Source organism: Hymenobacter segetis (assembly GCF_038448715.1).
GTDB lineage: Bacteria > Bacteroidota > Bacteroidia > Cytophagales > Hymenobacteraceae > Hymenobacter > Hymenobacter segetis.
Genome location: NZ_JBCEVZ010000062.1, coordinates 1 through 20,931 on the forward strand (window position 1 = coordinate 1; position 20,931 = coordinate 20,931).

General features: G+C 58.9%; 19 protein-coding genes and 1 tRNA gene. 9 read left to right on the forward strand and 11 right to left on the reverse strand.

The window, feature by feature from the left end:
* Positions 1-621, reverse strand: a 621-nt coding sequence (locus AAFH49_RS18445; RefSeq protein ID WP_342300500.1) for a CHASE3 domain-containing protein, incomplete at its 3' end; no start/stop codon positions are given.
* Positions 622-702: 81 nt separating this feature from the next.
* On the opposite strand from AAFH49_RS18445, the gene AAFH49_RS18450 reads away from it, so the two are divergent.
* On the forward strand, positions 703-1,530 hold the full coding sequence (locus AAFH49_RS18450) for a TrmH family RNA methyltransferase (protein WP_342300501.1): 828 nt from the start codon (positions 703-705) through the stop codon (positions 1,528-1,530).
* A 16-nt stretch (positions 1,531-1,546) separates the two neighbouring features.
* On the opposite strand, the gene galB is transcribed toward AAFH49_RS18450, so the two are convergent.
* The 4 genes from galB to typA form a co-directional block, all read right to left on the reverse strand.
* Positions 1,547-3,997: a beta-galactosidase GalB gene (gene galB, locus AAFH49_RS18455; protein WP_342300503.1), complete on the reverse strand. Its 2,451-nt coding sequence runs from the start codon at positions 3,995-3,997 to the stop codon at positions 1,547-1,549.
* 75 nt (positions 3,998-4,072) lie between these two features.
* Positions 4,073-4,600 carry a DUF6630 family protein gene (locus AAFH49_RS18460; protein ID WP_342300505.1) on the reverse strand — a complete coding sequence of 176 codons (528 nt, stop codon included), beginning with the start codon at positions 4,598-4,600 and terminating at the stop codon, positions 4,073-4,075.
* 9 nt (positions 4,601-4,609) lie between these two features.
* Complete coding sequence (locus AAFH49_RS18465; RefSeq protein WP_342300506.1) at positions 4,610-5,137, reverse strand: hypothetical protein; 528 nt, start codon at positions 5,135-5,137, stop codon at positions 4,610-4,612.
* A 157-nt stretch (positions 5,138-5,294) separates the two neighbouring features.
* Entirely contained in the window at positions 5,295-7,106 is a 1,812-nt protein-coding gene (typA, locus tag AAFH49_RS18470) for a translational GTPase TypA (RefSeq protein WP_342300507.1), read from the reverse strand.
* Positions 7,107-7,334: 228 nt separating this feature from the next.
* Between typA and msrB the strand changes: the two genes are divergently transcribed.
* The 3 genes from msrB to AAFH49_RS18485 all read left to right on the forward strand — a co-directional run bounded on the left by msrB (position 7,335) and on the right by AAFH49_RS18485 (position 9,280).
* Complete coding sequence (gene msrB / locus AAFH49_RS18475; RefSeq protein WP_342300509.1) at positions 7,335-7,883, forward strand: peptide-methionine (R)-S-oxide reductase MsrB; 549 nt, start codon at positions 7,335-7,337, stop codon at positions 7,881-7,883.
* A gap of 158 nt (positions 7,884-8,041) precedes the next feature.
* Entirely contained in the window at positions 8,042-8,833 is a 792-nt protein-coding gene (locus AAFH49_RS18480; RefSeq protein WP_342300510.1) for a DUF3050 domain-containing protein, read from the forward strand.
* 75 nt (positions 8,834-8,908) lie between these two features.
* Positions 8,909-9,280, forward strand: coding sequence for a hypothetical protein (locus tag AAFH49_RS18485; RefSeq protein WP_342300512.1), 372 nt, complete (start codon positions 8,909-8,911; stop codon positions 9,278-9,280).
* A gap of 89 nt (positions 9,281-9,369) precedes the next feature.
* On the opposite strand, the gene AAFH49_RS18490 is transcribed toward AAFH49_RS18485, so the two are convergent.
* A complete protein-coding gene (locus AAFH49_RS18490) occupies positions 9,370-10,113 on the reverse strand; it encodes a hypothetical protein (RefSeq protein WP_342300513.1) in 744 nt (247 codons plus the stop codon).
* A gap of 238 nt (positions 10,114-10,351) precedes the next feature.
* Between AAFH49_RS18490 and metG the strand changes: the two genes are divergently transcribed.
* Complete coding sequence (gene metG, locus AAFH49_RS18495; RefSeq protein WP_342300514.1) at positions 10,352-12,394, forward strand: methionine--tRNA ligase; 2,043 nt, start codon at positions 10,352-10,354, stop codon at positions 12,392-12,394.
* Positions 12,395-12,471: 77 nt separating this feature from the next.
* Here metG and pth read toward each other — a convergent pair whose 3' ends face one another.
* The 5 genes from pth to AAFH49_RS18520 form a co-directional block, all read right to left on the reverse strand.
* Positions 12,472-13,038, reverse strand: coding sequence for an aminoacyl-tRNA hydrolase (gene pth / locus AAFH49_RS18500; RefSeq protein ID WP_342300516.1), 567 nt, complete (start codon positions 13,036-13,038; stop codon positions 12,472-12,474).
* Positions 13,039-13,175: 137 nt separating this feature from the next.
* Complete coding sequence (locus tag AAFH49_RS18505) at positions 13,176-13,748, reverse strand: 50S ribosomal protein L25/general stress protein Ctc (RefSeq protein WP_342300518.1); 573 nt, start codon at positions 13,746-13,748, stop codon at positions 13,176-13,178.
* A gap of 121 nt (positions 13,749-13,869) precedes the next feature.
* Positions 13,870-14,934 (reverse strand): DUF6340 family protein, encoded by a 1,065-nt coding sequence (locus AAFH49_RS18510; RefSeq protein ID WP_342300520.1) that lies wholly within the window; start codon positions 14,932-14,934, stop codon positions 13,870-13,872.
* A 258-nt stretch (positions 14,935-15,192) separates the two neighbouring features.
* On the reverse strand, positions 15,193-16,119 hold the full coding sequence (locus AAFH49_RS18515) for a ribose-phosphate pyrophosphokinase (protein ID WP_342300522.1): 927 nt from the start codon (positions 16,117-16,119) through the stop codon (positions 15,193-15,195).
* A gap of 145 nt (positions 16,120-16,264) precedes the next feature.
* Positions 16,265-16,337 (reverse strand) — tRNA-Gln (locus AAFH49_RS18520).
* A gap of 275 nt (positions 16,338-16,612) precedes the next feature.
* Here AAFH49_RS18520 and atpD point away from each other — a divergent pair.
* The 4 genes from atpD (at position 16,613) to AAFH49_RS18540 (ending at position 20,886) form a co-directional block, all read left to right on the forward strand.
* Positions 16,613-18,118, forward strand: coding sequence for a F0F1 ATP synthase subunit beta (gene atpD, locus AAFH49_RS18525; RefSeq protein WP_342300523.1), 1,506 nt, complete (start codon positions 16,613-16,615; stop codon positions 18,116-18,118).
* Positions 18,119-18,257: 139 nt separating this feature from the next.
* Positions 18,258-18,506 carry an ATP synthase F1 subunit epsilon gene (atpC, locus tag AAFH49_RS18530; protein WP_201979212.1) on the forward strand — a complete coding sequence of 83 codons (249 nt, stop codon included), beginning with the start codon at positions 18,258-18,260 and terminating at the stop codon, positions 18,504-18,506.
* A gap of 139 nt (positions 18,507-18,645) precedes the next feature.
* The gene (locus AAFH49_RS18535; RefSeq protein ID WP_342300525.1) at positions 18,646-19,701 is read left to right on the forward strand and encodes an AI-2E family transporter; all 1,056 of its coding nucleotides are present in this window, start codon (positions 18,646-18,648) and stop codon (positions 19,699-19,701) included.
* 54 nt (positions 19,702-19,755) lie between these two features.
* Positions 19,756-20,886, forward strand: coding sequence for a trans-sulfuration enzyme family protein (locus tag AAFH49_RS18540; protein WP_342300527.1), 1,131 nt, complete (start codon positions 19,756-19,758; stop codon positions 20,884-20,886).
* Positions 20,887-20,931 lie beyond the last annotated feature (45 nt).

Sequence of the window (20,931 nt, forward strand, 5' to 3'; positions counted from 1 at the left end):
GTCCAGCTCTTTCACGATTTTCATCACCAGCCACACTACAATCAGCACGGCCAGCACCGCCGAAATCAGTACCACGATGGGCGTAGCTTTTTCAAACACGTCCTGCAAGGCGCTGCGCTGGGCCAGTAGGGCCAGCTCGCTGGTTTTGATGCGGCTGTACAGCATCCGTACCTGGCGCAGGGTCTGGCGGTCGGTGTCGAGCAGGGTTTGCATGGCCGACTGGCTCATGGCTTTTTTTATCTCCGTGAGGGGCCGCAGGATGCGGAATTCCTGCTCCACCAAGCCGCGCAGCGAGTCGAGCCGGGCGCGCTGGTCGGGGTTGTCCACGGTCAGGGCCTGTACGCGCTCCAAGGCGGCGGGCAGCTGGTTGGTGGCCATGCTGTAGGGCCGCAGGTACACCGTGTCGCCGGTGAGGAGGTAGCCGCGCGTGCCCGCCTGGGCATCCTTAAGCACCGCCGTCACGGTTTCGGCCTCCTGCATCACCTGGTAGGTGTGCTCCACGTTCCGGGTTTGCACGCTCAGGCCCCGGATGCTCCAGAACGAGGCGGCCGCTGTGAGCAGCAGCACGCCCACGGCCAGGGCAAAGCCCACGATGATTTTGGTGTTGGTTTTTAAGGTCATCAGTTGCGAAGGTACTCGGCCGCCCTACGCGGCCGGCCCCGTGATGGTTGGGGCCGGCGGCCGGCCCGGTATCTTTGCCCCATGCCTTTTGCCCCCTCCGACCGCCTCAGCAGCCCCCAAAACCCGCGCATCAAGCAGCTCCTGAAGCTGCAGCAGAAGTCGGCCGAGCGCCGGGCGCTGGGCCTCACCCTGGTCGAAGGCCTACGCGAGCTCACCATTGCCGTGGAAGCGGGCGTGCCCGTCGCCACCATTTACAGCTGCCCCGAGCTGGCCGGCGAAAACGGCGAAACCGAATTGCGAAGCCTCTTTTTCGGCAAGAAAGATGCGCCCGAGTGGTTCGAGGTCACCCGCCCCGTCTTCGAAAAAGTAGCCTACCGCGAAGGCTCCGACGGCCTGCTGGCCGTCCTCCGCACCCCGGCCCGCACCCTGGCCGACCTGCGCCTGCCCGCCAACCCGCTCCTCCTCGTCCTCGAAGCCGTGGAGAAGCCCGGCAACCTCGGGGCCATCCTCCGCACCGCTGACGCCGCCCCGGTCGATGCCGTGCTCATCGGCGACCCGCGCACCGACCTCTACAACCCCAACACCATCCGCTCCAGCATCGGCTGCGTATTCTCGGTGCCTGTCATCGCCGCCCCAATGGCCGAAATCACCGCCTTCCTGCGCGAAAAAGGCATCCGCAGCTACGCCGCCGCCCTCACGCCCAAAGCGCATTCCTACCTCGACTGCGACTTCCGCCAGCCCACGGCCCTCGTCCTCGGCACCGAAGCCGACGGCCTGACCCCCGCCGCCCTGGCAGCCTGTGATGAAACCATCATCATCCCCATGATGGGCCGCATCGACTCGCTTAATGTGAGCGTGGCCGGGGCCGTGCTGGCCTTCGAGGCCGTGCGCCAGCGCACGGCCTCGTAATCCAACGATATAGTGCCTAGCGAGCTTTGGTTTGCAGTGTAATGGTACCGGCTTGCAGTCCCGTGCTATTGGCCTTCACCTGCACCGCGCCGCCCTTATCGCCTGCCTGCACAATGGCCACCAACTGCCCCTGAAACACCCGCATTTGCGGCTTCTGGAACGGCTCCAAACTGGTCGCATCCCCATTGCCGATGGCGCGGAAGCTGCCTGCGCCGCTCACCGCGAAGCTGAGCGAATGCGCCGCATCGGGGCAGAGGTTGCCGTCCTTGTCCTCTACGCGGGCGGTGATGAAGGCGAGGTCCTTGCCATCCGCCGTGAGGGCCGTGCGGTCGGCCACCAGTTTGATGTGGTGGGGCACGCCGGCGGTTTTGACTTCCTCAGTGGCCACGGCTTTGCCCTGCGCATCGTAGGCCACCACTTTGATGCTACCCGGTGCGTATTTAACGTCCTTCCACATCAGGCGGTAGCGCGATTGCGGCTCAGTCGATGGGCCTTTGGTCTGACGGCCCTGGCTTTGGCCGTTCACAAACAGCTCAGCCGATGGGTAGCTGGTGTAGGCGAAAACCGGCGTGGTCTGGCCTTCGCGGCCGGGCCAGGTCCAGTGCGGCAGGATATGCAGCGTGGGCTTGGCCGTATTCCAGCGGGCGCGGTAGAGGTAGTACCGGTCCTTCGGCATCCCCGCCAAATCCAGAATCCCAAAGTAGGAGCTGTGCGAAGGCCACTTTTCATCGTAAGGCGTGGGCTCGCCAAGGTAGTCGAACCCCGTCCACACAAACTCACCCATCACATTCGGAATATCATCCTGCGCAGCAAACTCCTCGTCCGGCGTCTGCGACCACACGCAGGCCTCTAGGTCGTAAGACGATGACTGATTATCCGGGTACTGCTTCTGCTTAGCCTTCTCCACCGGAAACTTGTACACCCCGCGCGAGCTTACCGTCGAAGCCGTTTCCGAGCCCAGCAGGAAACCCTGCGGCAGCTTGGCCAGGGCCTCGGGGTAGCGGTGGGGCTTGTAGTTGAAGCCGGGGATGTCGAGCACGGCCGCGATGCCGTACTTGAAATCATCATCGAAGCGGTCCAGGCCCATGGTCACGGGGCGGGTGGGGTCTTCGCGGTGCACGATGTCCTGCAAACGCTTGGCGATGATGGGGCCGTTGGCGTTGCTCTGGTCGGGCACCTCGTTGCCAATGCTCCACATTATCACCGACGCATTGTTGCGGTAGTGGTGCACCATGTTCACCAAGTCCTTCTCCGACCACTCATCGAAATACTGGCTGTAGCCATTCTTCACCTTAGGCGCTTTCCACTCGTCAAACGACTCCACCATCAGCATCATGCCCATTTCGTCGCACAGCGCCACCAGCTCCGGGGCCGGCATGTTGTGCGAAGTCCGAATAGCATCGCAGCCCAAATCCTTCAGCAAAGTCAATTGCCGGCGCAAGGCCGCCGTATTAATTGCCGCGCCCAGCGGCCCCAAATCGTGGTGGTTGCACACGCCTTTAAACTTGCGCGGCTGCCCGTTCAGCGAAAAGCCCACGCCTTTCTCAAACTTAAAGGAGCGAATGCCAAACGTGGTTTTGTAAGCGTCTTTCAGCACCTTGCCCGCGTATAGCTTCGACGAAGCCGTATAAAGCACCGGCGTTTCCGGCGACCACAGCTTCGGCTGCGGTACCGTCAGGTTCTGCTCGAACGTCAGTCCATTGGTCAATTCCGTGCTAGTCGTGGCCACCACCTTGCCAGCCGCATCGCGGATTTCAGTATCAAGCCGCAGTGGCTGCGGCTTGCCGCCCGGCGTTTCCACCGTCGTTTTCAGGGTCACTTTGGCTTGCGTCGCTGTGATTTCGGGCGTGGTCAGGTAAGTGCCCCACACCGGAATGTGCACATCATCCGTCACCACCAGATGTACGTTGCGGTAGAGGCCCGCGCCGGGGTACCAGCGCGAGGCTTCCGACTGGTTTTGCAGGCGCACGGCCAGCACGTTGCCGTCGCCTGGCTTCAGCAGCGAGGTAATGTCCAGCGAAAACGAGTTATAGCCGTAGGCCCAGTGGCCCGCTTCCTTACCGTTCACAAACACGTGCGGGTCGCTCATCGCGCCGTCGAACACCAGCACCGCCCGCTGCCCCGACCCGAAGCCCGGCACCGCCAGCTTACGCCGGTACCAGCCCGTGCCGATGAACGGCAGCCCGCCTGTGCGCCCCGATTTCTGGGTGGCCTTCTGCTCCTGGTTCTGCTCAATCTTAACGACCTGCAGGTCGTTATTCCCATCAAACGGCCCGGTGATGGCCCAGTCGTGCGGCACGCTCACCGTCTGCCATTTGGCATCGGCAAAATCCGGTTTAGCCGCATTCGGCACGTCGCCCTTCGAGAATTTCCAGTTGGAATCGAGCAGGTATTCGTGCCGGTTTTGGGCCGTGGCAGCGGTGGCGGCCAGCAGAAGCGTGGCACTCAGCAGGTTTTTCAGCAGCATAAGCGAGCAGGGGGGATTGGACCCGCAAGGTACGCGCCGCTGCCTTTACACAATCGATTATCCTGCCCTGTTGGGCTAGTACACCGTCACCCCGAAGCCCAGTTCCTGCGCCAGTTGGCGCGCTTCCTCAGCCTGCGCATCAGCCACCACGCTTAAGGCATACGAGTCGCTATCCAACGTAAACAACACCACCGCCAGCCCAACCGGCTCGGCCAAATCCTGCACGATGTCAAGCGCTTCGGGGCCCGTCACCGTGGCGCGGCCGCTCGCGGGCTCACCAAGCCGCACAGGCTGCTTCTGCTGCGTCAGTGTTTCATTGATGCCATAAACCAGGTCAGCGGCCGGGTCTTTCCAGTCGCTTTCCCAGAGCAATTCCTCGCTCAGCAAGGCATCAATCAGCGCCAAATCGCGCAATTCCTGCGCCGGCAGCGCCGCCACGATGCCGCGCTCTTCCAATTCCTCGGCAAACCGCTCCTGATAGGCGGCCGGGTCGCGTAGCGCCAGCGCCAGCCGCTCGCTCACACGCTGGGTGGCCTCCGCATCATTCAGGGTAAAAAGCTGCACGAAGCGGCTCAGGGTTTCGGGGGATGTCGAATTCATCATAAATTAAAATTAGCGGGGCTGTACTCCTTCCTGTTGCACCTGCACCAGATAGGGCACCAGAGCGGCCGTACGTATCGACAGCGGCAACCGCCGCGTAGCGCGATACTGCCGGATGACCTGATACAGTTGGTCACGGCCATTGCTCACGGCCCGAATCATCCCGAACGCCGAGATGCCCAACAAGCTAAAGGCCGTAGGAGCTACCCACGAGTCGTAGTAATAGGCATTGTAATTGGGTGTGACACCATACGTAGCGGGGTTGGGCTCGTAGTGTCGCCCCACGAGGCTTACTACCGGCACCGGAATGGCCGCAAAGCGCATGATGTTGCGGCCGGTATTCCACTTGGCGTAATACATGCGAATAATGGCGCGCGCCGTGTCGTTGAAAGCATAAGCATCCTCGAAACCCGCCCTGGAGAGCTTGTATTCGGATTTGTCCGGGTGTTCAGTCATTGTTGCGGCTGGCGACTGCGACTGCCCCGGCCGGGCAATAATGAGTAAGGCAAACAGAAACAACCGCGTAGATTTTTTGAGCATAAAGGAGGTGTGAAAGGAAAGAAAATCAACTGAAATAGTCAGCGAACAATCAGTAAAAATAATGCCCCGCCCGCATTCATACCTGCTTCATAAGCAAAATGCCCAGCCTCGGACTCCGAAGCTGGGCATTTTGCTTATTATAAAAAGCGGATGACAATTAGTCAGCCTGCTTGGCGTAGCGCAGACGCTCGTTTTCGTCGAGCAGAATCTTGCGCATCCGAATCGACTTCGGCGTCACCTCCAGGTACTCATCCTTCTGGATGTATTCCATGGCTTCTTCCAGCGAGAACTGACGCTTGGGAACAATCTTCGCGTTGTCATCCGTACCCGAGGCACGCATGTTGGTCAGCTTCTTGCCTTTCTGGATGTTCACCGTCAGGTCATTGGGGCGCGTGTGCTCGCCGATAACCTGGCCGCCGTACACTTCTTCGCCCGGGTCCACGAAGAACGAGCCACGGTCCTGCAGCTTGTCAATCGTGTAAGCCGTGCCAGCGCCGGTTTCCAGCGAAATCAGCGAACCAGCAATACGGCCGGGGATGGTGCCTTTGTGGTCCTCATAGTCCACAAAACGGTGGTTCATGATGGCTTCACCGCCGGTAGCGGTCAGCACGTTGTTACGCAGGCCAATCAGGCCGCGCGACGGAATCATGAATTCCAAGTGCTGGAGGTCGCCCTTAGGCTCCATGATGGTCATTTCGCCTTTGCGCATGCTCACCAGCTCAATCACCTTGCCGGCCGATTCCTCGGGCACGTCCACTACCAATAGCTCAATGGGCTCTTGGCGTTTGCCGTTGTCATCTTCCTTGAAAATAACCTGGGGCTGACCTACTTGCAGCTCATAACCCTCGCGGCGCATCGTTTCGATGAGTACCGACAAGTGAAGAATGCCGCGGCCAAACACGAGGAACGAATCCTCCTTATCGGTGGCCTGCACGCGCAGAGCGAGGTTTTTCTCGGTCTCCTTGAACAGACGGTCACGCAAGTGACGCGAAGTCACAAACTTACCTTCCTTACCGAAGAACGGCGAGTTGTTGATAGTGAACAACATGTTCATCGTCGGCTCGTCGATGCTGATGCGCTCCAGTGCCTCCGGGTTCTCGAAGTCAGCCAGCGTATCACCAATATCGAAGCCTTCAATGCCCGATACGGCGCAGATTTCGCCGCTTGCTACTTCTGCCACTTTCACGCGGCCGAGGCCTTCAAATACGTGCAACTCGCGGATTTTTACTTTTTTGATGGTGCCATCAGCCTTCATCAGGCTCATGTTAGAACCCTCACGCAGCGTACCGCGGTGCACGCGGCCGATGGCGATACGACCCACGAACGACGAGTAGTCGAGCGAGGTAATCTGCATCTGGGGCGTGCCTTCCAAGGTCGGCGCGGGCGGAATCGACGAGATAACCGCGTCGAGCAGCGGAATCAAGTTGTCGGTTTTAACTTTCCAGTCGGTGCTCATCCAGCCCTGCTTCGACGAACCGTACAAGGTCACGAAATCAAGCTGGTCTTCCGAAGCGCCGAGGTTGAACATGAGGTCGAAAACTTGCTCGTGCACCTCGTCGGGGCGGCAGTTTTCCTTGTCCACTTTGTTCACCACCACAATGGGCTTCAGGCCCAGGGCAATGGCTTTGCCGAGCACGAAGCGGGTCTGCGGCATGGCGCCTTCGAAGGCATCCACGAGCAGCAGCACGCCGTCGGCCAGCTTCAACACACGCTCTACCTCACCGCCGAAGTCGGCGTGACCAGGGGTGTCGATGATGTTGATTTTGGTGCCGTTGTAGCGTACCGATACGTTTTTGGAAACGATGGTAATGCCACGCTCGCGCTCCAGGGGGTTGTCGTCGAGAATCAGGTCGTCGAAGTGCTGGTGCGCGTCGAAAATCTTGGAAGCGTGGATAATCTTATCCACTAGGGTCGTCTTGCCGTGGTCAACGTGAGCGATGATGGCAATGTTCCGAATATTGTTGGCCATATGGGTTGGTTTTGCGGGTGCAAAGGTACGGATAAAATAGCGCAAAGCCTTGTGGTACTCAACTATTAACACGAGCCCCGCTGCTGCACCCCGCTACGCAGCCAAGCCTGTCGCCCTAAATCGATTAGCTAAGGCGTAAGGTTCCCGGCCTTCTTTCGTCTACCTGGCCGACCAAACCCGGCCCCGCCACCGTATGTAGTCCACGTGCCTTTAAACCCAACCTCAGCCATGCGTTTTTCCCTGCTCTTATTACTTGTTTCGGTGCTTTCGCTCAATTCGGCCTGCTCGCAGAAGCGTGATGTAGCCGCCAATACGCCGCGCCCGGCTCGCACCATCGCCGGCAAAACCTACTTCCAGCCCCAGCCCGTGACCGGTAAACCCGACGAATTTCCGGTGCGCCACACCGACGCCGAGTGGAAGAAAATCCTCACGCCCGACCAATACTACATCCTGCGCGAGCAGGGCACCGAGCGGCCCTTCACCGGCAAATACCACGACAACCACGCCGCCGGCAACTACTACTGCGCCGCCGACCACAACCTGCTTTTCACTTCCGATACCAAGTTTGAGTCGGGCACCGGCTGGCCCAGTTTCTTCGCGCCAGCCACCGCTACCAGCGTCAAAATTGCCTCCGATAACAGCTTCGGCATGAGCCGCGACGAGATTGTGTGTGCCAAATGCGGCGGCCACCTCGGCCACGTTTTCAACGACGGCCCCAAGCCCACCGGCCAGCGCTACTGCATGGACGGCAACGCGCTGGTATTTGAGAAGAAATAAAAGAAACCCTGGTGATTTTCTGGGAAAATTAACAAATCGAAACCCTTTGGCAATCCAGTCCAAAGGGTTTTTCGTTTGTATAAACCATTTTCAGCAGCCTGCCGTTGGGAATAATAGCGAATTGGTTGTATTTAAATAGTTATAATATAAATTGCCATATGGAAGCAGTACTGGACCCCATCGAATTTTTGCAGCAGGAAGTGGCTAGTACCCGCCAGCTACTGCTCAACAACGGGCTTTACTACCGCCTCCAGACCATGGCCGACCTGCGCCAGTTCATGGAGCACCACATCTTTGCCGTGTGGGATTTCATGTCGCTGCTCAAGGCTCTGCAACGCGATTTAACCTGCGTGGATGTGCCATGGGTGCCCACCGCCAACCCCGCCACGCGCCGCCTCATCAACGAAATTGTGCTGGGCGAGGAAACCGACCTTGACCCGCAGGGCCAGCCCATCAGTCATTTCGAGCTCTACGTGCGGGCCATGGAAGAATGCGGGGCTAACACGCTGCCCATCCGCCGCCTGGTGGCGGCCGTGGGGGCCGGCCGCACCGTTTCCCAGGCGCTTACCGATGCACAGGCTCCGGATTCGGTGCGCCAGTTTGTCGAAACCACGTTCCGCATCATTCAATCCGGCAAGGCGCACGCGGTAGCTGCCGCTTTCACCTTCGGCCGCGAGGACCTGATTCCGGCTATGTTCCGTCAGCTGGTGGGTGAGTTGCGCGACCGGTTTCCCGGCCAGCTCGACACGTTCGTGTATTACCTCGACCGCCACATCGAGCTCGATGAGGAAGTGCACGCCCCGCTGGCCCAGCAAATGGTGCGCGAGCTGTGCGCCGACGACCCCCAGTGCTGGCAGGAAGCCCAGCAAGTCACTATCGAATGCCTGGAAGCCCGCATGGCCCTCTGGGATGGCATCAAGCCCACCCAGGCAAGCCCCACATTGGCGTAAATCAGTAAACTACTGAGCCCCGCTCACCGTTTGAAGGAGGCAGCCACTTGGCTGCCTCCTTTTTACTTATCGGCCATGCTGACTTCCCAACTATTCACCGCCCGTCCCTGGCTGGCGCTCGGGGCTGCCGCCTTGCTCTCAGCCTGCTCGGTTTCGGAGCAAACCTCCGAAAACGCCGCGCCCACCTCGGTACCCACCGAGGTCCGCACCGATGCCGACCGCCGCGCCATCTACAACAGCAACGGCGCGGGCACCAGCAATGGCTACGCCGTGCCCGATGCCACGCCCAACCGCGTGCGCCTCGGCGAGCAGGCCGCCGATATCAACAGCCAGAAGCGCATCGAAAACGTGAACACCAACGACCCCAACAACACCACGCCCGAAACCCGCCTGCAACGCCTCAATACCAACGCCCCCACGCCGCTGGACACTGCCCGCCGGCCCTGAAAAGCCTTTGGTGGCATTAATAAAAAAAGCCCGCCCCGAATTATTCGGAGCGGGCTTTTTGCCACTAGCCAGGCAATGGCTGAAGCAGGCTATTCGCTTACTTCGCCGGTGCTGGGGCTATCGGCCGAGTTCAATACGCCGGTTGCTTCGGGCTCCGGCGCGGGGGCGGCCTGAACGCGCGGCTTGGGGCCACGCTTGGCACCCGTGCTGGCGGCGGCGGTAGCGGCGGCCGGCTTGGGACCGCGCTTGGCACCGGTGGTTTTGGCTTTGGCTGCCGTGGCAGTGGGCTTACGGCCCCGGCCGCTGGCAGCCGGAGCGGCAGCAGCAGTTTCGGTAGCGGCTTCATCGCCGGCGCGGGGGGCGCGGGGTTTGCGGGGGGTGCCGTCCTTGTTCAGCGTCGGGCCTTTTTTGCTGCCTCGGGCAGATTTGCCAGCGGCAGAGGTAGCAGCAGCAGCATTCTGGCCATTGTCGGCGGCAGCGGGGCCGGATACTGAATCGTAGTGGCGCACGATGGTGTGCAGGGCCTGCTCAAACATGCGCTCCGTGTCGCCGTCGAGGCGGCGCGTGGCCTCTTTCACCACTTCCTTCAGCTTGGCCTTCGTTTCTTTGCGAATGCGTGTCACCACTTCATTCATACGGGCGTTCAACTCCTTTTGCAATTGCTTGGCGGCCGACTTCAGCGACTTCTTCTGGCTGGCTTTTTTGCTGGCGCGGTCGTCGTTCAGGTCAGCGGAAGCGCGGCTTGCGCTTTTGGCCGATTTACGAGCTGATTTTTCTTCCGGCGTGCGTTTAGCACGTTTTTCCGTTTTAACCGGAGAAGCAGGTTTTTTCATCTGAAAAAAATTGGTTGGTGAAGGGTGAAAGAGGCGAAAGGAAGTCGATTAGATGGCGCTATATTTTAATTAAGCGCACTCAAATATAAAATCATTTAAGCGTCAAACGGTTTGCCCGGTTTTTTTGTTGATTTAATTCTGTACTTTTTTTAATCGTTTCTTTGCGGAGGGGAATAATTGCCCTGTTTTTCTGTGAAAAATATCCTTCGCGTCCCCGCCTTTTTACTTCTGATTTTTTATGTCACTTCTTCCTAAGCGCTACACCGTTACTGCTGCTTTGCCCTATGCCAACGGGCCGGTACACATCGGGCATTTGGCCGGGGTTTATTTGCCCGCCGACATTTATGTGCGCTACCTGCGCTCAGCCGGCCGGGATGTGAAATTTATTTGCGGTTCCGATGAGCACGGCGTTCCCATCACCATTCGCGCCCAGAAAGAAGGCGTTACGCCGCAGCAAGTGGTGGACAAATACCACGCCCTGATTCGCGATTCGTTCAAAGATTTCAACGTGTCGTTTGATGTGTATTCGCGCACTTCGTCGCCCACGCACGCCGAGGTTTCCAGCAGCTTTTTCACCAAGCTGAACAACGAAGGCAAATTCATCGAGCAAACCACGCAGCAATATTTCGACGAAAAAGCTCAGCAATTTCTGGCCGACCGCTACATCGTGGGCACCTGCCCAAACTGTGGCAACGAAAATGCCTACGGCGACCAGTGCGAGCGCTGCGGCACCTCGCTCAGCCCGACGGAATTAATTAATCCGCGCTCCATGCTCAGCGGCAACCAGCCGATATTGCGCGATACTAAGCACTGGTTTTTGCCTCTCGACCAATACGAGCCCTGGCTGCGCGAATGGATAATTGAAGGCCACAAAAACGACTGGAAAACCAACGTTTACGGCCAGTGCAAATCTTGGATTGACCAGGGCCTGCACCCCCGCGCCGTGACGCGCGACCTCGACTGGGGCGTGCCCGTGCCGGTGCCCGGAGCCGAAGGAAAAGTGCTCTACGTGTGGTTTGATGCGCCTATTGGCTACATTTCTGCCACCAAAGAAGCCTTCCCAGAAGAGTGGGAATTATACTGGAAAGATGCCGGCTCGAAACTGGTGCATTTTATCGGCAAGGATAACATCGTTTTCCACTGCATTATTTTCCCGACGATGCTGAAGGCGCACGGCGAATTTATTCTGCCGGATAACGTGCCCGCCAACGAATTCCTAAACCTCGAAGGCGATAAAATCAGCACTTCGCGCAACTGGGCCGTGTGGCTGCACGAATACTTGGCCGATTTCCCTGGCCAAGCCGACGTATTGCGCTACGTACTGTGTGCCAATGCTCCCGAAACCAAGGATAACGACTTCACCTGGAAGGATTTTCAAGCGCGTAATAACAACGAATTAGTCGCCACGCTCGGCAATTTCGTAAACCGTGCCGCCGTGCTCACGCACAAATTCTTCGAAGGCAAAGTGCCAGCAATAAGTGAATTGCAGGACATTGACCGGGTTACATTGGCCCAAGCGTCCGAATTTCCGGCTAAAATTGGCGAGCTGATTGAGAATTACCGTTTCCGCGACGCACTGGCCGAAGTAATTAACCTGGCGCGCCTCGGCAATAAATACCTCGCCGAAACCCAGCCCTGGCACCTCATCAAAACCGATGCCGCCCGCACCGGCACCGTGCTGAATGTGTCGCTGCAAATCGCGGCTGGCCTGGCCCCGCTACTGGAGCCTTTCCTGCCCGAATCGGCCCGGAAACTGGCCACCATGCTCAACCTGGAACTGGGCAACTGGGCCAGCGCCGGCCGTCCCGATGCCCTCACTGCCGGTCACCAGTTGCGCGAAGCCGCGCTGCTCTTCGGTAAAATTGAAGATGCCGTGGTTGAAACGCAGGTGCAGAAATTGCTCGATACCAAAAAGGAAAATCAACTCGCCAACACACCCGTGACGCCGGCAAAAGACGATATTTCCTTCGATGATTTCGGCCAGATGGATTTGCGCATCGGCACCATCACAGCGGCCGAAAAAGTAGCCAAAACCAAAAAGCTGCTCAAACTCACCGTCGACCTGGGCCTGGAAGAACGCACCATCGTGAGTGGTATTGCGGAGTATTTCATCCCCGAGGCCCTGATTGGCCAGCAGGTGCAGGTATTGCTCAACCTCGCGCCCCGCGAAATCAAAGGCATCAAAAGCCAGGGCATGCTGCTGATGGCCGAAAACGCCGACGGCAGCCTCGCACTCATGCAGCCCAGCAAGCCCGTGCGCAACGGCAGCGGAGTGGCGTAAACTGCTCGTTTGATTGCATAAAAAAGGCTCATCCGAATTGTTCCGATGAGCCTTTTTTATGGTGTTTAGTACACGAATTACTTCACGTTCACAATGTTCATAGCCCGTTCCAAGCCCATTGCACCGAACGCTAAAACTGCCTCACCGGCTTTTTCAATGCGCGTAGGCAATTCAATTAATTCATCCTTCGAAAACGGGTCCAGTACATAATCCACCTGCCGGCCTTTGGGAAAATTCGCGTCCACACCAAAACGCAGGCGGGTATACACATCGGTGCCGAGCGTGGCCTGAATATCCTTCAAGCCATTGTGCCCTCCGGCCGAGCCCTGGCCCTTCAGACGCAACTTGCCGAAGGGGAGGGCCAGGTCATCGGTCACTACCACCATGTTTTCGGCCGTGATTTTCAGCGTGGCCAGCCAGTGGGCGGCAGCTTTGCCGCTCAGATTCATGTAGGTGGTGGGTTTCACCAACACGTAGGTGTGGCCTTTGTGCTTAAACTCAGTGGTGAAGGCATGGCGGCCGATTTCGAAGCGGGGCGCGTCAAATTTGGCGGCCAGGTAATCGGCCACCATGAAGCCGATGTTGTGGCGGGTGTCGGCGTATTCGGGGCCAATGTTGCCCAGGCAGAGAACCAAAAATTTCATATCAATTCAATCAACAAGAAACCACCGGCCAGGGCGCGGCGCATATTGAGGTAACTAAAAAGCCGCCCCAAAATTGGAGCGGCTTTTTGTATTCGTCCGAATATTCCCGGAATGTGGGCGTATCGCGGGCAAAAGAATTACTTGTTGCCAGCCAGCTCGCCTTTCAGGGCACGCGGGATGGTGATGGTGGCGATGGGAGCCTCCGCGCTGGTGAGGATGGTGTAACCCTTCGGCTCCACGGCACCTACCTTGATGGATTTGCCCAGCTCCATGGTGCCGATGTTCACTTCCACGTAGTCGGGGAGGTTGTCCATCGTGGCACGCACGCGCACTTTGCGCAGCTTGCTCACCAGTTTGCCACCGGCCAATACGCCCGGCGAAACGCCTACGTACTTCACGGGGATGTCCATTTTCACCTCTTTGCCTTCTTCCAACTCGAGGAAGTCAACGTGGAGGAGCATTTCGTTTACGGGGTGGAACTGGGCGTCCTGCACAATAGCCTTGTACATAGCGCCTTCCACGTTCAGGTCCACGATGTGAGCCTCCGGCGTATACAACAACTCGCGGAACAGGATAGCGGGCACAGAGAAGTGCACGGTGTCCTTGCCGCCATACAATACGCACGGTACTTGAGCGTCGAGGCGCAATGCCTTGGCGTCCGTTTTACCGAGATTCGCTCTTTTAAACCCTACAATCTCGAGGCTTTTCATAAAAGTGGTTTTTGGGGATGAAAAATGGCCCGTTCGCTCCCAACGTTGGGGGCAAACGGGCCGCAAAGGTAGGGGTAAATCGGCCGAAAAGCCAACCTGTTACGAAGAAAAGCCGCCAGCGCTAGTCCACGGTCGGCACGCTCTTCAATTGCTCCTGCACCACGGCTTGGGCCTGCATCCGGTCGTTCAGCACACGCAGGTACTGGCGGGCCTGGGCGTTGTTGCAGGTGAAAGCCGCCTTTTTGGCCCAGTCGATGGCCCCCGGCAGGTCGCCGCGCACCTCGCTGGCCACGGCCAGATTGTAGAAGGACCGGCCGGCAATTTTGGGGTTGAGGTGGCGCGCCGACTGCTGCCAGAGCGTGGCGGCTCCGGCCCAGTCGCCGGCTTCGGCGCGCTGGGCGGCTTCTTTCATGCGGACGTCCTTTTTAGCCTGCGTGAAATAATCCCGGTTCAGGTCGACGTAGGACGGCGCGATGCGGCGGGCGTAGCCATCGCCGGCCCGCTGGGCCACCCGGCGGATGCACTCCTCGGGCGGCGGCAGTTGACGCAGAGCGGCGGGGTAGGTATCCGCGTTGCCGGTGAAAACCAGCTGGTCTTCCTGCCGGGCCTGGTCGAGTACGAAGCCCTGAGCCGCGCCGTAGGTGCGGAAGCCGCTCACGATTTTCATCACCATTTCCACGTGCACGGTGGGCACTTTTTGCTCCTTGCCTTCCTTGTCTTTGAAGGTACGGAAGCCGTTGGTGTGGCTCAGCAGCATATCGGAGTCGAAGGCTTCGAGCACCACCAAACCGTCAACCTGCGTGCGGCGGCACAGGTCCTGCACGTAGCGCGGGGCCAGCGGCGGCAGGAAAAACTCGCGGCTGCGACCCAGCAACTGCAGTTGCGCCTGCGTCACCTTGAAACGGTAGCTGTTATTAGCCAGCGCCTGGCCTACCACGTTCACGCATTCATCGGCCCCGGCGCGGTCCACGCCAATGCCCTCGCCGGTGAAGGCTCCTTCCATAACGTCGAAGAATTTATCGCGGCGTGATTCCGGGATAATGCGGTTGGCGGTGGCCACGCTTTGCAGGTTGGCAGGCATGGGCACCGCCGCCGGGGCCAGCGCCCGAATGTGGACCGACGACGCGCAGGCACTGAGCAGCAGCGCGGCTAAAAGGGTGGAAGCGGAGGTGTAAAGCTTGTTCATCAGGTTTGCAGAAAAAGGTTCCAGTTAGGAAGTGGTTTCTACAAAATTGTGCCAAAGTCGGCTGTCATTGCGAGTGAAGCGTAGCGCAACGCGGCAATCCGTCCTCCCAGGGTGACAAATCCCGAGATTTGATAAAGCCCTTTTTAACAACAGAAAGCCCCGATACTATGAAGTACCGGGGCTTTCTGGTAAAAGAACGTGTCTAAGTTTGAGAGGACGGATTGCCGCGCTGCGCTCCACTCGCAATGACAGTCGACTTTACACAAACAAAGAGCTGATGCTCTCGTGCGTCACCACGTTCCGAATAGCCGCCGCAAATAGCGGAGCTAGCGAAATCACCCGGATTTTCTCATTCTCCTGCCGTAGGGGAATCGTGTCGGTCGTAATCAGCTCCGTGAGGGCCGAGGCGCGGATGCGGTCGTGGGCCGGGCCGCTGAGCAGCGGGTGAGTCACCACGGCGCGCACCGAGCGGGCCCCGCGCTCCATCACCAACTCGGCGGCTTTGCAGATGGTGCCGGCAGTGTCCACCATATCATCCACAAACACCACGTCCATGCCTTTCACGTCGCCAATCACCTGCATTGAGGCAATTTCATTGGCCCGTATCCGCATCTTATCGCAGACTACGATTTCAGCCCCGAATTTCTTGGCAAAGGCGCGGGTACGCACCACGCCGCCCACGTCGGGCGAAGCGAAAATCAGATTTTCCAGGTTCAGCGACTTAATGTAGGGGGCCGTGACGGTGGCGCCGTCGAGATGGTCGACGGGGATATCGAAGAAGCCCTGAATCTGGCCGGCGTGCAGGTCGCAGGTCATCAGGCGGTCGGTGCCCACGCTCTGGATGATGTTGGCCACCACCTTGGCCCCGATGCTTACGCGGGGCTTGTCCTTGCGGTCCTGGCGGGCGTAGCCCATGTAGGGCATCACGATGACGACCTTGTGGGCCGAGGCGCGCTTGGCGGCGTCCACCATCAGCATGAGCTCCATGAGGTGCTCGGCGGGCGGGAAGGTGCTTTGCACGAGGAATACCTCGCAGCCACGCACGCTTTCATTGAAGCTCGGCCCCATTTCGTTGTCGGCGAAGCGCTGGAGGCTGAGGTCGCCGAGGGTGGTGCCGTAGGCGGCGGCAATCTTTTCGCCGAGCTCACGCGAAGCGCTGCCGGCGAATATTTTGACCTGTTTCATAGGGGAAGGTGCTGATAATGAGTTGGTGTACGGAAGCCTGCCAGGGGGGAGGCCATGAAAACCGGAAAGGATAGAAAAGCGAAAGGCGCTGACCACTCCGGAAATTGGAGAAGCCAGCGCCTTTGCATTTACTCGAGCTTTGTCGTTGTCCGACCAGGGCTCGAACCTGGACTTTCTTGAATCAAAATCAAGCGTGTTGCCAGTTACACCATCGGACAATTTCCCAGTTGGCTACGTGCCGTTTGGGAGTGCAAATGTACTACCGGAAAAATTCGGCGCAAGGATTTTTTGAAAAAAATTTGAAGAAAAAATCTGCGGCATCGGCCCGGAAAGCGGGTTTCCGTTCATTGGTGCCTGATTTTCATAGGATAGGGTGGTTTGCGTTTGTTTCTGATTGTGCCGGCTGCCGCAAACGTTGTGGTTGGAAAACCGGCGGCCCTAGCGTAATTTTGCGGCCTGAAAAGAGCATCAACTTCATCATAAATACAACCAAATGGCCAATACCGGCAAAATCACCCAGGTTATCGGACCCGTCGTGGACGTAAGCTTCGCGGGTGAAAACACGAAGCTGCCTAACATCCTCGACGCCCTCGAAGTAACCAAAGAGAACGGCCAGGTAGTGGTACTGGAGTGCCAGCAGCACTTGGGCGAGGACCGGGTTCGGACCATTGCCATGGACTCGACCGAGGGCCTGGCCCGCGGTGCCGAGGTACGCGACCTGGGTACGCCCATCTCGATGCCCACCGGCGACGGCGTGAAAGGCCGCCTGTTCAACGTTATTGGTCAGGCCATTGACGGCATTCCGCAGCCCAAGAGCGGCCAGCGTTTGTCGATTCACCGCAACGCCCCGGCGTTTGAGGAACTGGCTACTTCGTCGGAAGTATTCTTCACCGGCATCAAGGTTATCGACTTGCTGGCTCCTTATGTAAAGGGTGGTAAGATTGGTTTGTTCGGTGGTGCCGGCGTGGGTAAAACCGTACTGATTCAGGAGCTTATCAACAACGTGGCCAAGGCCTACGAAGGTCTGTCGGTGTTTGCCGGCGTGGGCGAGCGTACTCGTGAGGGCAACGATTTGCTGCGCGAATTCATCGAATCCAACATCATTCTGTACGGCGATGCCTTCAAGCATTCGATGGAAGAAGGTGGCTGGGACCTGACCAAGGTGGACATGGCGGCGATGGAAAAATCGCAGGCTACCCTCGTGTTCGGCCAGATGAACGAGCCCCCCGGAGCCCGTGCCCGTGTGGCCCTGTCGGGTCTGACCATTGCCGAGAGCTTCCGCGATGGCGACGGCACCGGTGCCGGCCGCGATATCCTGTTCTTCATCGACAACATTTTCCGCTTCACGCAGGCGGGTTCGGAAGTATCGGCTCTCTTGGGTCGTATGCCTTCGGCCGTAGGTTACCAGCCCACGCTGGCTACCGAAATGGGTGCCATGCAGGAGCGTATCACCTCGACCAAGCGCGGTTCAATTACCTCGGTACAGGCCGTTTACGTGCCTGCTGATGACTTGACTGACCCGGCCCCGGCCAACACCTTTGCTCACTTGGATGCCACGACGGTACTGAGCCGCAAAATCGCCGAGCTGGGCATCTACCCAGCCGTTGACCCGCTGGACTCGACCTCGCGCATCCTGTCGGCCGACATCCTCGGCGACGAGCACTACAATACCGCCCAGCGCGTGAAAGAGCTGCTCCAGCGCTACAAAGAACTCCAGGATATCATCGCCATCCTTGGTATGGACGAGCTGTCGGAAGAGGATAAGCAGGTGGTAAACCGCGCCCGTCGCGTGCAGCGCTTCCTGTCGCAGCCCTTCTTCGTGGCCGAGCAGTTCACCGGCCTCAAAGGCGTACTCGTTGACATCAAGGACACCATCAAAGGCTTCAACGAAATCATCGACGGCAAGTATGACCACCTCCCCGAGGCTGCTTTCAACCTTGTTGGTAACATCGAGGATGCCGTGGCCAAAGGCGAGCGCCTGATTGCGGAAGCCAAGTAATTAAGAACGTCCGGCGGAACGTCATGCTGAGCTTGTCGAAGCATCTCTACCGCGCAAGTAATTAGTTACTGCTGCGGTAGAGATGCTTCGACAAGCTCAGCATGACGTTCTTTTTTAGTCTGACAATTCATTTAAAAATATGCACCTAGAAATCATCACCCCCGACCGCAAGGTATTCGAAGGCGAAGTGACGTCGGCCCAGTTTCCGGGGGCCGATGGCTCGTTTGAAGTGCTGAACAACCACGCCCCGCTCATTGCTGCCCTCAAAGCCGGCGACGTGACGCTGACCGGCGGCGCAGGTGGCCGCGAGGTTATCCGCATCGAAGGCGGCGTGGTGGAAGTGTTGCGCAACAACGTGATTGTGCTGGCCGAAGGCGCAGTGGCCTAACGCCGCCGCAGCACCTTTAGTAGCTGGCTGAAAGCCGCTCCTGCCTGGCAGGAGCGGCTTTTTTTGTGATATTAGCCGGCCAAGCCGGAAGAATGCCGTATAGCGGTATTGCGCGCAAAACCATTTGCCTTTGTTCCTTATGAAATCTTCGGACCCGTTTGTTGCCGTTGAAAATATTTACACCCCGCGGCAGCGGTATGTGCTGCTGGTGGCCTCGCTGGTGGGCATCGCGGCGCTGATGATATTTGGGCTGGCGCAGTACCTCACGGCTTTTCTGGCGGCGGGCATCCTGTTCGTGGTGTTTCGGCCGTGGTGGATAGCGCTGGTGCACGAGCGGCGCTGGAACCGGCAGCTGGTGGCGGGAGGCATTCTGCTGGTAACGGTGGTGGTGCTCGTGATTCCGTTCTACGCACTGACTTCACTGCTGCTTGACCGCCTCATTGCCTTTGCGCAGAACCCTGACCGGTTGTTGGAGGTGATTCATAAGCTGGAAAGAGCCACCGGCTTCAAGCTGACCGAGCAGGTGAACATACGCCAGCTGCTGTTGCAGGGCGGCGCTAAGGTGACGAGTTGGCTGCCCTCGCTGGCCAGCAGCGCACTCAACTTCCTGGTGATTGTGGGCCTGATGCTGTTTACGATGTACTACATGTTTATGCAGGAGACGTTTTTTATGCTGGGGCTGCATCGCTACCTGCCGTTCCGCAACGAGACGCTGCAGGAGCTGGGCGAGTCGCTGAAAAACAACGTGAATGCCAACGTGCTGGGGCAGGTGCTGGTGTCGGTGGTGCAGGGCGTGCTGACGGGCGTTACGCTGTTGATTTTTGGGGTGCCCGATGCGGTTTTCTGGGGTGTGGTAGCCTTTTTTGCGGCTTTTCTGCCGGTGCTGGGCACGCCGTTGGTATGGGGTCCGGCCGCGTTGTATCAGTTTTCGCAGGGGAATAAGGGGCAGGCCATCGGGATTTTGCTGGTGGGTTTCATCCTGATTATGAACATTGATAACGTGCTGCGCATCGTGCTGGCCAAGCGCATGGGCAACATTCACCCGCTGATAACGCTGGTGGGCATCGTGCTGGGTGTGGAGATATTCGGCATCATCGGGCTGGTAGTGGGGCCGCTGCTGGTATCGTATTTCATGGTGTTGATGGAAGTGTTCCGGCGCGAAAACCGCCAGCACATGCAGACTCCTGTGAAATAGCGCCGAAGCCGGGCGCGTGCCGACCTTTGCGCCTCACGCTCCGCTTCCGCGCTCATGGACCATCCGAACATTCAGCCCAAAATCACCCCCATCTACCAAACGTCGGTTTTCAAATTCGAGGACCTCGATGCGGTGCAGCAATACTTCGACGAGCCGGGCAGCCGCTACCTGTACTCGCGCAACGGCAATCCAAATTCCGATGAATTAGCCACCGCCGTGGCCCGGTGGGAAGGCGGCGCGGGCGCGGTAGCCACGGGCTCGGGCATGGCGGCCATTTTCGCAGCGTTGCTAACCTATTGCCAGGCCGGCGACCATGTGCTGTGCGCAGCTGACATCTACGGCGGCTCGGCGGCGCTGCTGAATCTGGAGCTGTCACGGCTGGGTGTTTCGGTGACGTATGTGCCGTTTGAAAGCCTGTATGACCTCGCGGCTTACGTGCAGCCCACTACCAAACTGCTGCTGTGCGAGACGATGAGCAACCCGCTGTTGCGCGTGGTGGACCTGCGCGCCGCCGCCGATGAATGCCACCGCCACGGCCTGAAACTGGTGGTCGATAACACATTTTCAACCCCCGTTCTCACCCGCCCGCTATCCTACGGGGCCGACCTCGTGCTGCACAGCGTGACTAAATACCTGGCCGGCCACTCCGACGTGACGGCCGGGGCCGTGGTGGCCCGCACCGCCGAGGATGTGGCCCGCCTGCGCCAAATCGGCATTGTGTTCGGCCTTACGCTGAGCCCGATGGAAAGCTGGCTGGCCGTGCGCGGCATGAAAACCATGCGCCTGCGCGTGGCCGCGCACAGCGAAAACGCCTGGCAGGTAGCTGATTTCCTGAACGACCACCTGGCCGTCCAGGCCGTTTATTACCCCGGCCTACCCACCCACCCGCAGCACGCGCTGGCCACAGTGCAGGGGGGCGGGCGCTTCGGTGGGATGCTCTCGTTCAGGCTGCCGGATGATGCGGCGGCGGTGAACCGCTTCATGCAGCGGAGTGAGCGGTTTCCATTCGCGCCGTCGCTGGCGGGGGTGGATTCGTCGTGTTCGCACCCGCTCTACACCTCGCACCGAGCTTTGACGGATGCGCAGCGGGCGGAGCTAGGCATCACTGTCGGGCTGGTGCGGCTGAGCGTGGGCATCGAACCAATTGAAGAACTGCTGGCCGATTTGGCGTACGCGCTGGAATAAGGCACTCCGTACACGTACCCCTAGTGCGGCGGCCTAGACAATTTA

Bases quoted from the DNA above. Each gene is read 5' to 3' on its own strand.
- AAFH49_RS18450 (WP_342300501.1), top strand. From the start codon at position 703: ATGCCTTTTGCCCCCTCCGACCGCCTCAGCAGCCCCCAAAACCCGCGC.
- galB (WP_342300503.1), bottom strand. From the start codon at position 3,997: ATGCTGCTGAAAAACCTGCTGAGTGCCACGCTTCTGCTGGCCGCCACC.
- AAFH49_RS18460 (WP_342300505.1), bottom strand. From the start codon at position 4,600: ATGATGAATTCGACATCCCCCGAAACCCTGAGCCGCTTCGTGCAGCTT.
- AAFH49_RS18465 (WP_342300506.1), bottom strand. From the start codon at position 5,137: ATGCTCAAAAAATCTACGCGGTTGTTTCTGTTTGCCTTACTCATTATT.
- typA (WP_342300507.1), bottom strand. From the start codon at position 7,106: ATGGCCAACAATATTCGGAACATTGCCATCATCGCTCACGTTGACCAC.
- msrB (WP_342300509.1), top strand. From the start codon at position 7,335: ATGCGTTTTTCCCTGCTCTTATTACTTGTTTCGGTGCTTTCGCTCAAT.
- AAFH49_RS18480 (WP_342300510.1), top strand. From the start codon at position 8,042: ATGGAAGCAGTACTGGACCCCATCGAATTTTTGCAGCAGGAAGTGGCT.
- AAFH49_RS18485 (WP_342300512.1), top strand. From the start codon at position 8,909: ATGCTGACTTCCCAACTATTCACCGCCCGTCCCTGGCTGGCGCTCGGG.
- AAFH49_RS18490 (WP_342300513.1), bottom strand. From the start codon at position 10,113: ATGAAAAAACCTGCTTCTCCGGTTAAAACGGAAAAACGTGCTAAACGC.
- metG (WP_342300514.1), top strand. From the start codon at position 10,352: ATGTCACTTCTTCCTAAGCGCTACACCGTTACTGCTGCTTTGCCCTAT.
- pth (WP_342300516.1), bottom strand. From the start codon at position 13,038: ATGAAATTTTTGGTTCTCTGCCTGGGCAACATTGGCCCCGAATACGCC.
- AAFH49_RS18505 (WP_342300518.1), bottom strand. From the start codon at position 13,748: ATGAAAAGCCTCGAGATTGTAGGGTTTAAAAGAGCGAATCTCGGTAAA.
- AAFH49_RS18510 (WP_342300520.1), bottom strand. From the start codon at position 14,934: ATGAACAAGCTTTACACCTCCGCTTCCACCCTTTTAGCCGCGCTGCTG.
- AAFH49_RS18515 (WP_342300522.1), bottom strand. From the start codon at position 16,119: ATGAAACAGGTCAAAATATTCGCCGGCAGCGCTTCGCGTGAGCTCGGC.
- atpD (WP_342300523.1), top strand. From the start codon at position 16,613: ATGGCCAATACCGGCAAAATCACCCAGGTTATCGGACCCGTCGTGGAC.
- atpC (WP_201979212.1), top strand. From the start codon at position 18,258: ATGCACCTAGAAATCATCACCCCCGACCGCAAGGTATTCGAAGGCGAA.
- AAFH49_RS18535 (WP_342300525.1), top strand. From the start codon at position 18,646: ATGAAATCTTCGGACCCGTTTGTTGCCGTTGAAAATATTTACACCCCG.
- AAFH49_RS18540 (WP_342300527.1), top strand. From the start codon at position 19,756: ATGGACCATCCGAACATTCAGCCCAAAATCACCCCCATCTACCAAACG.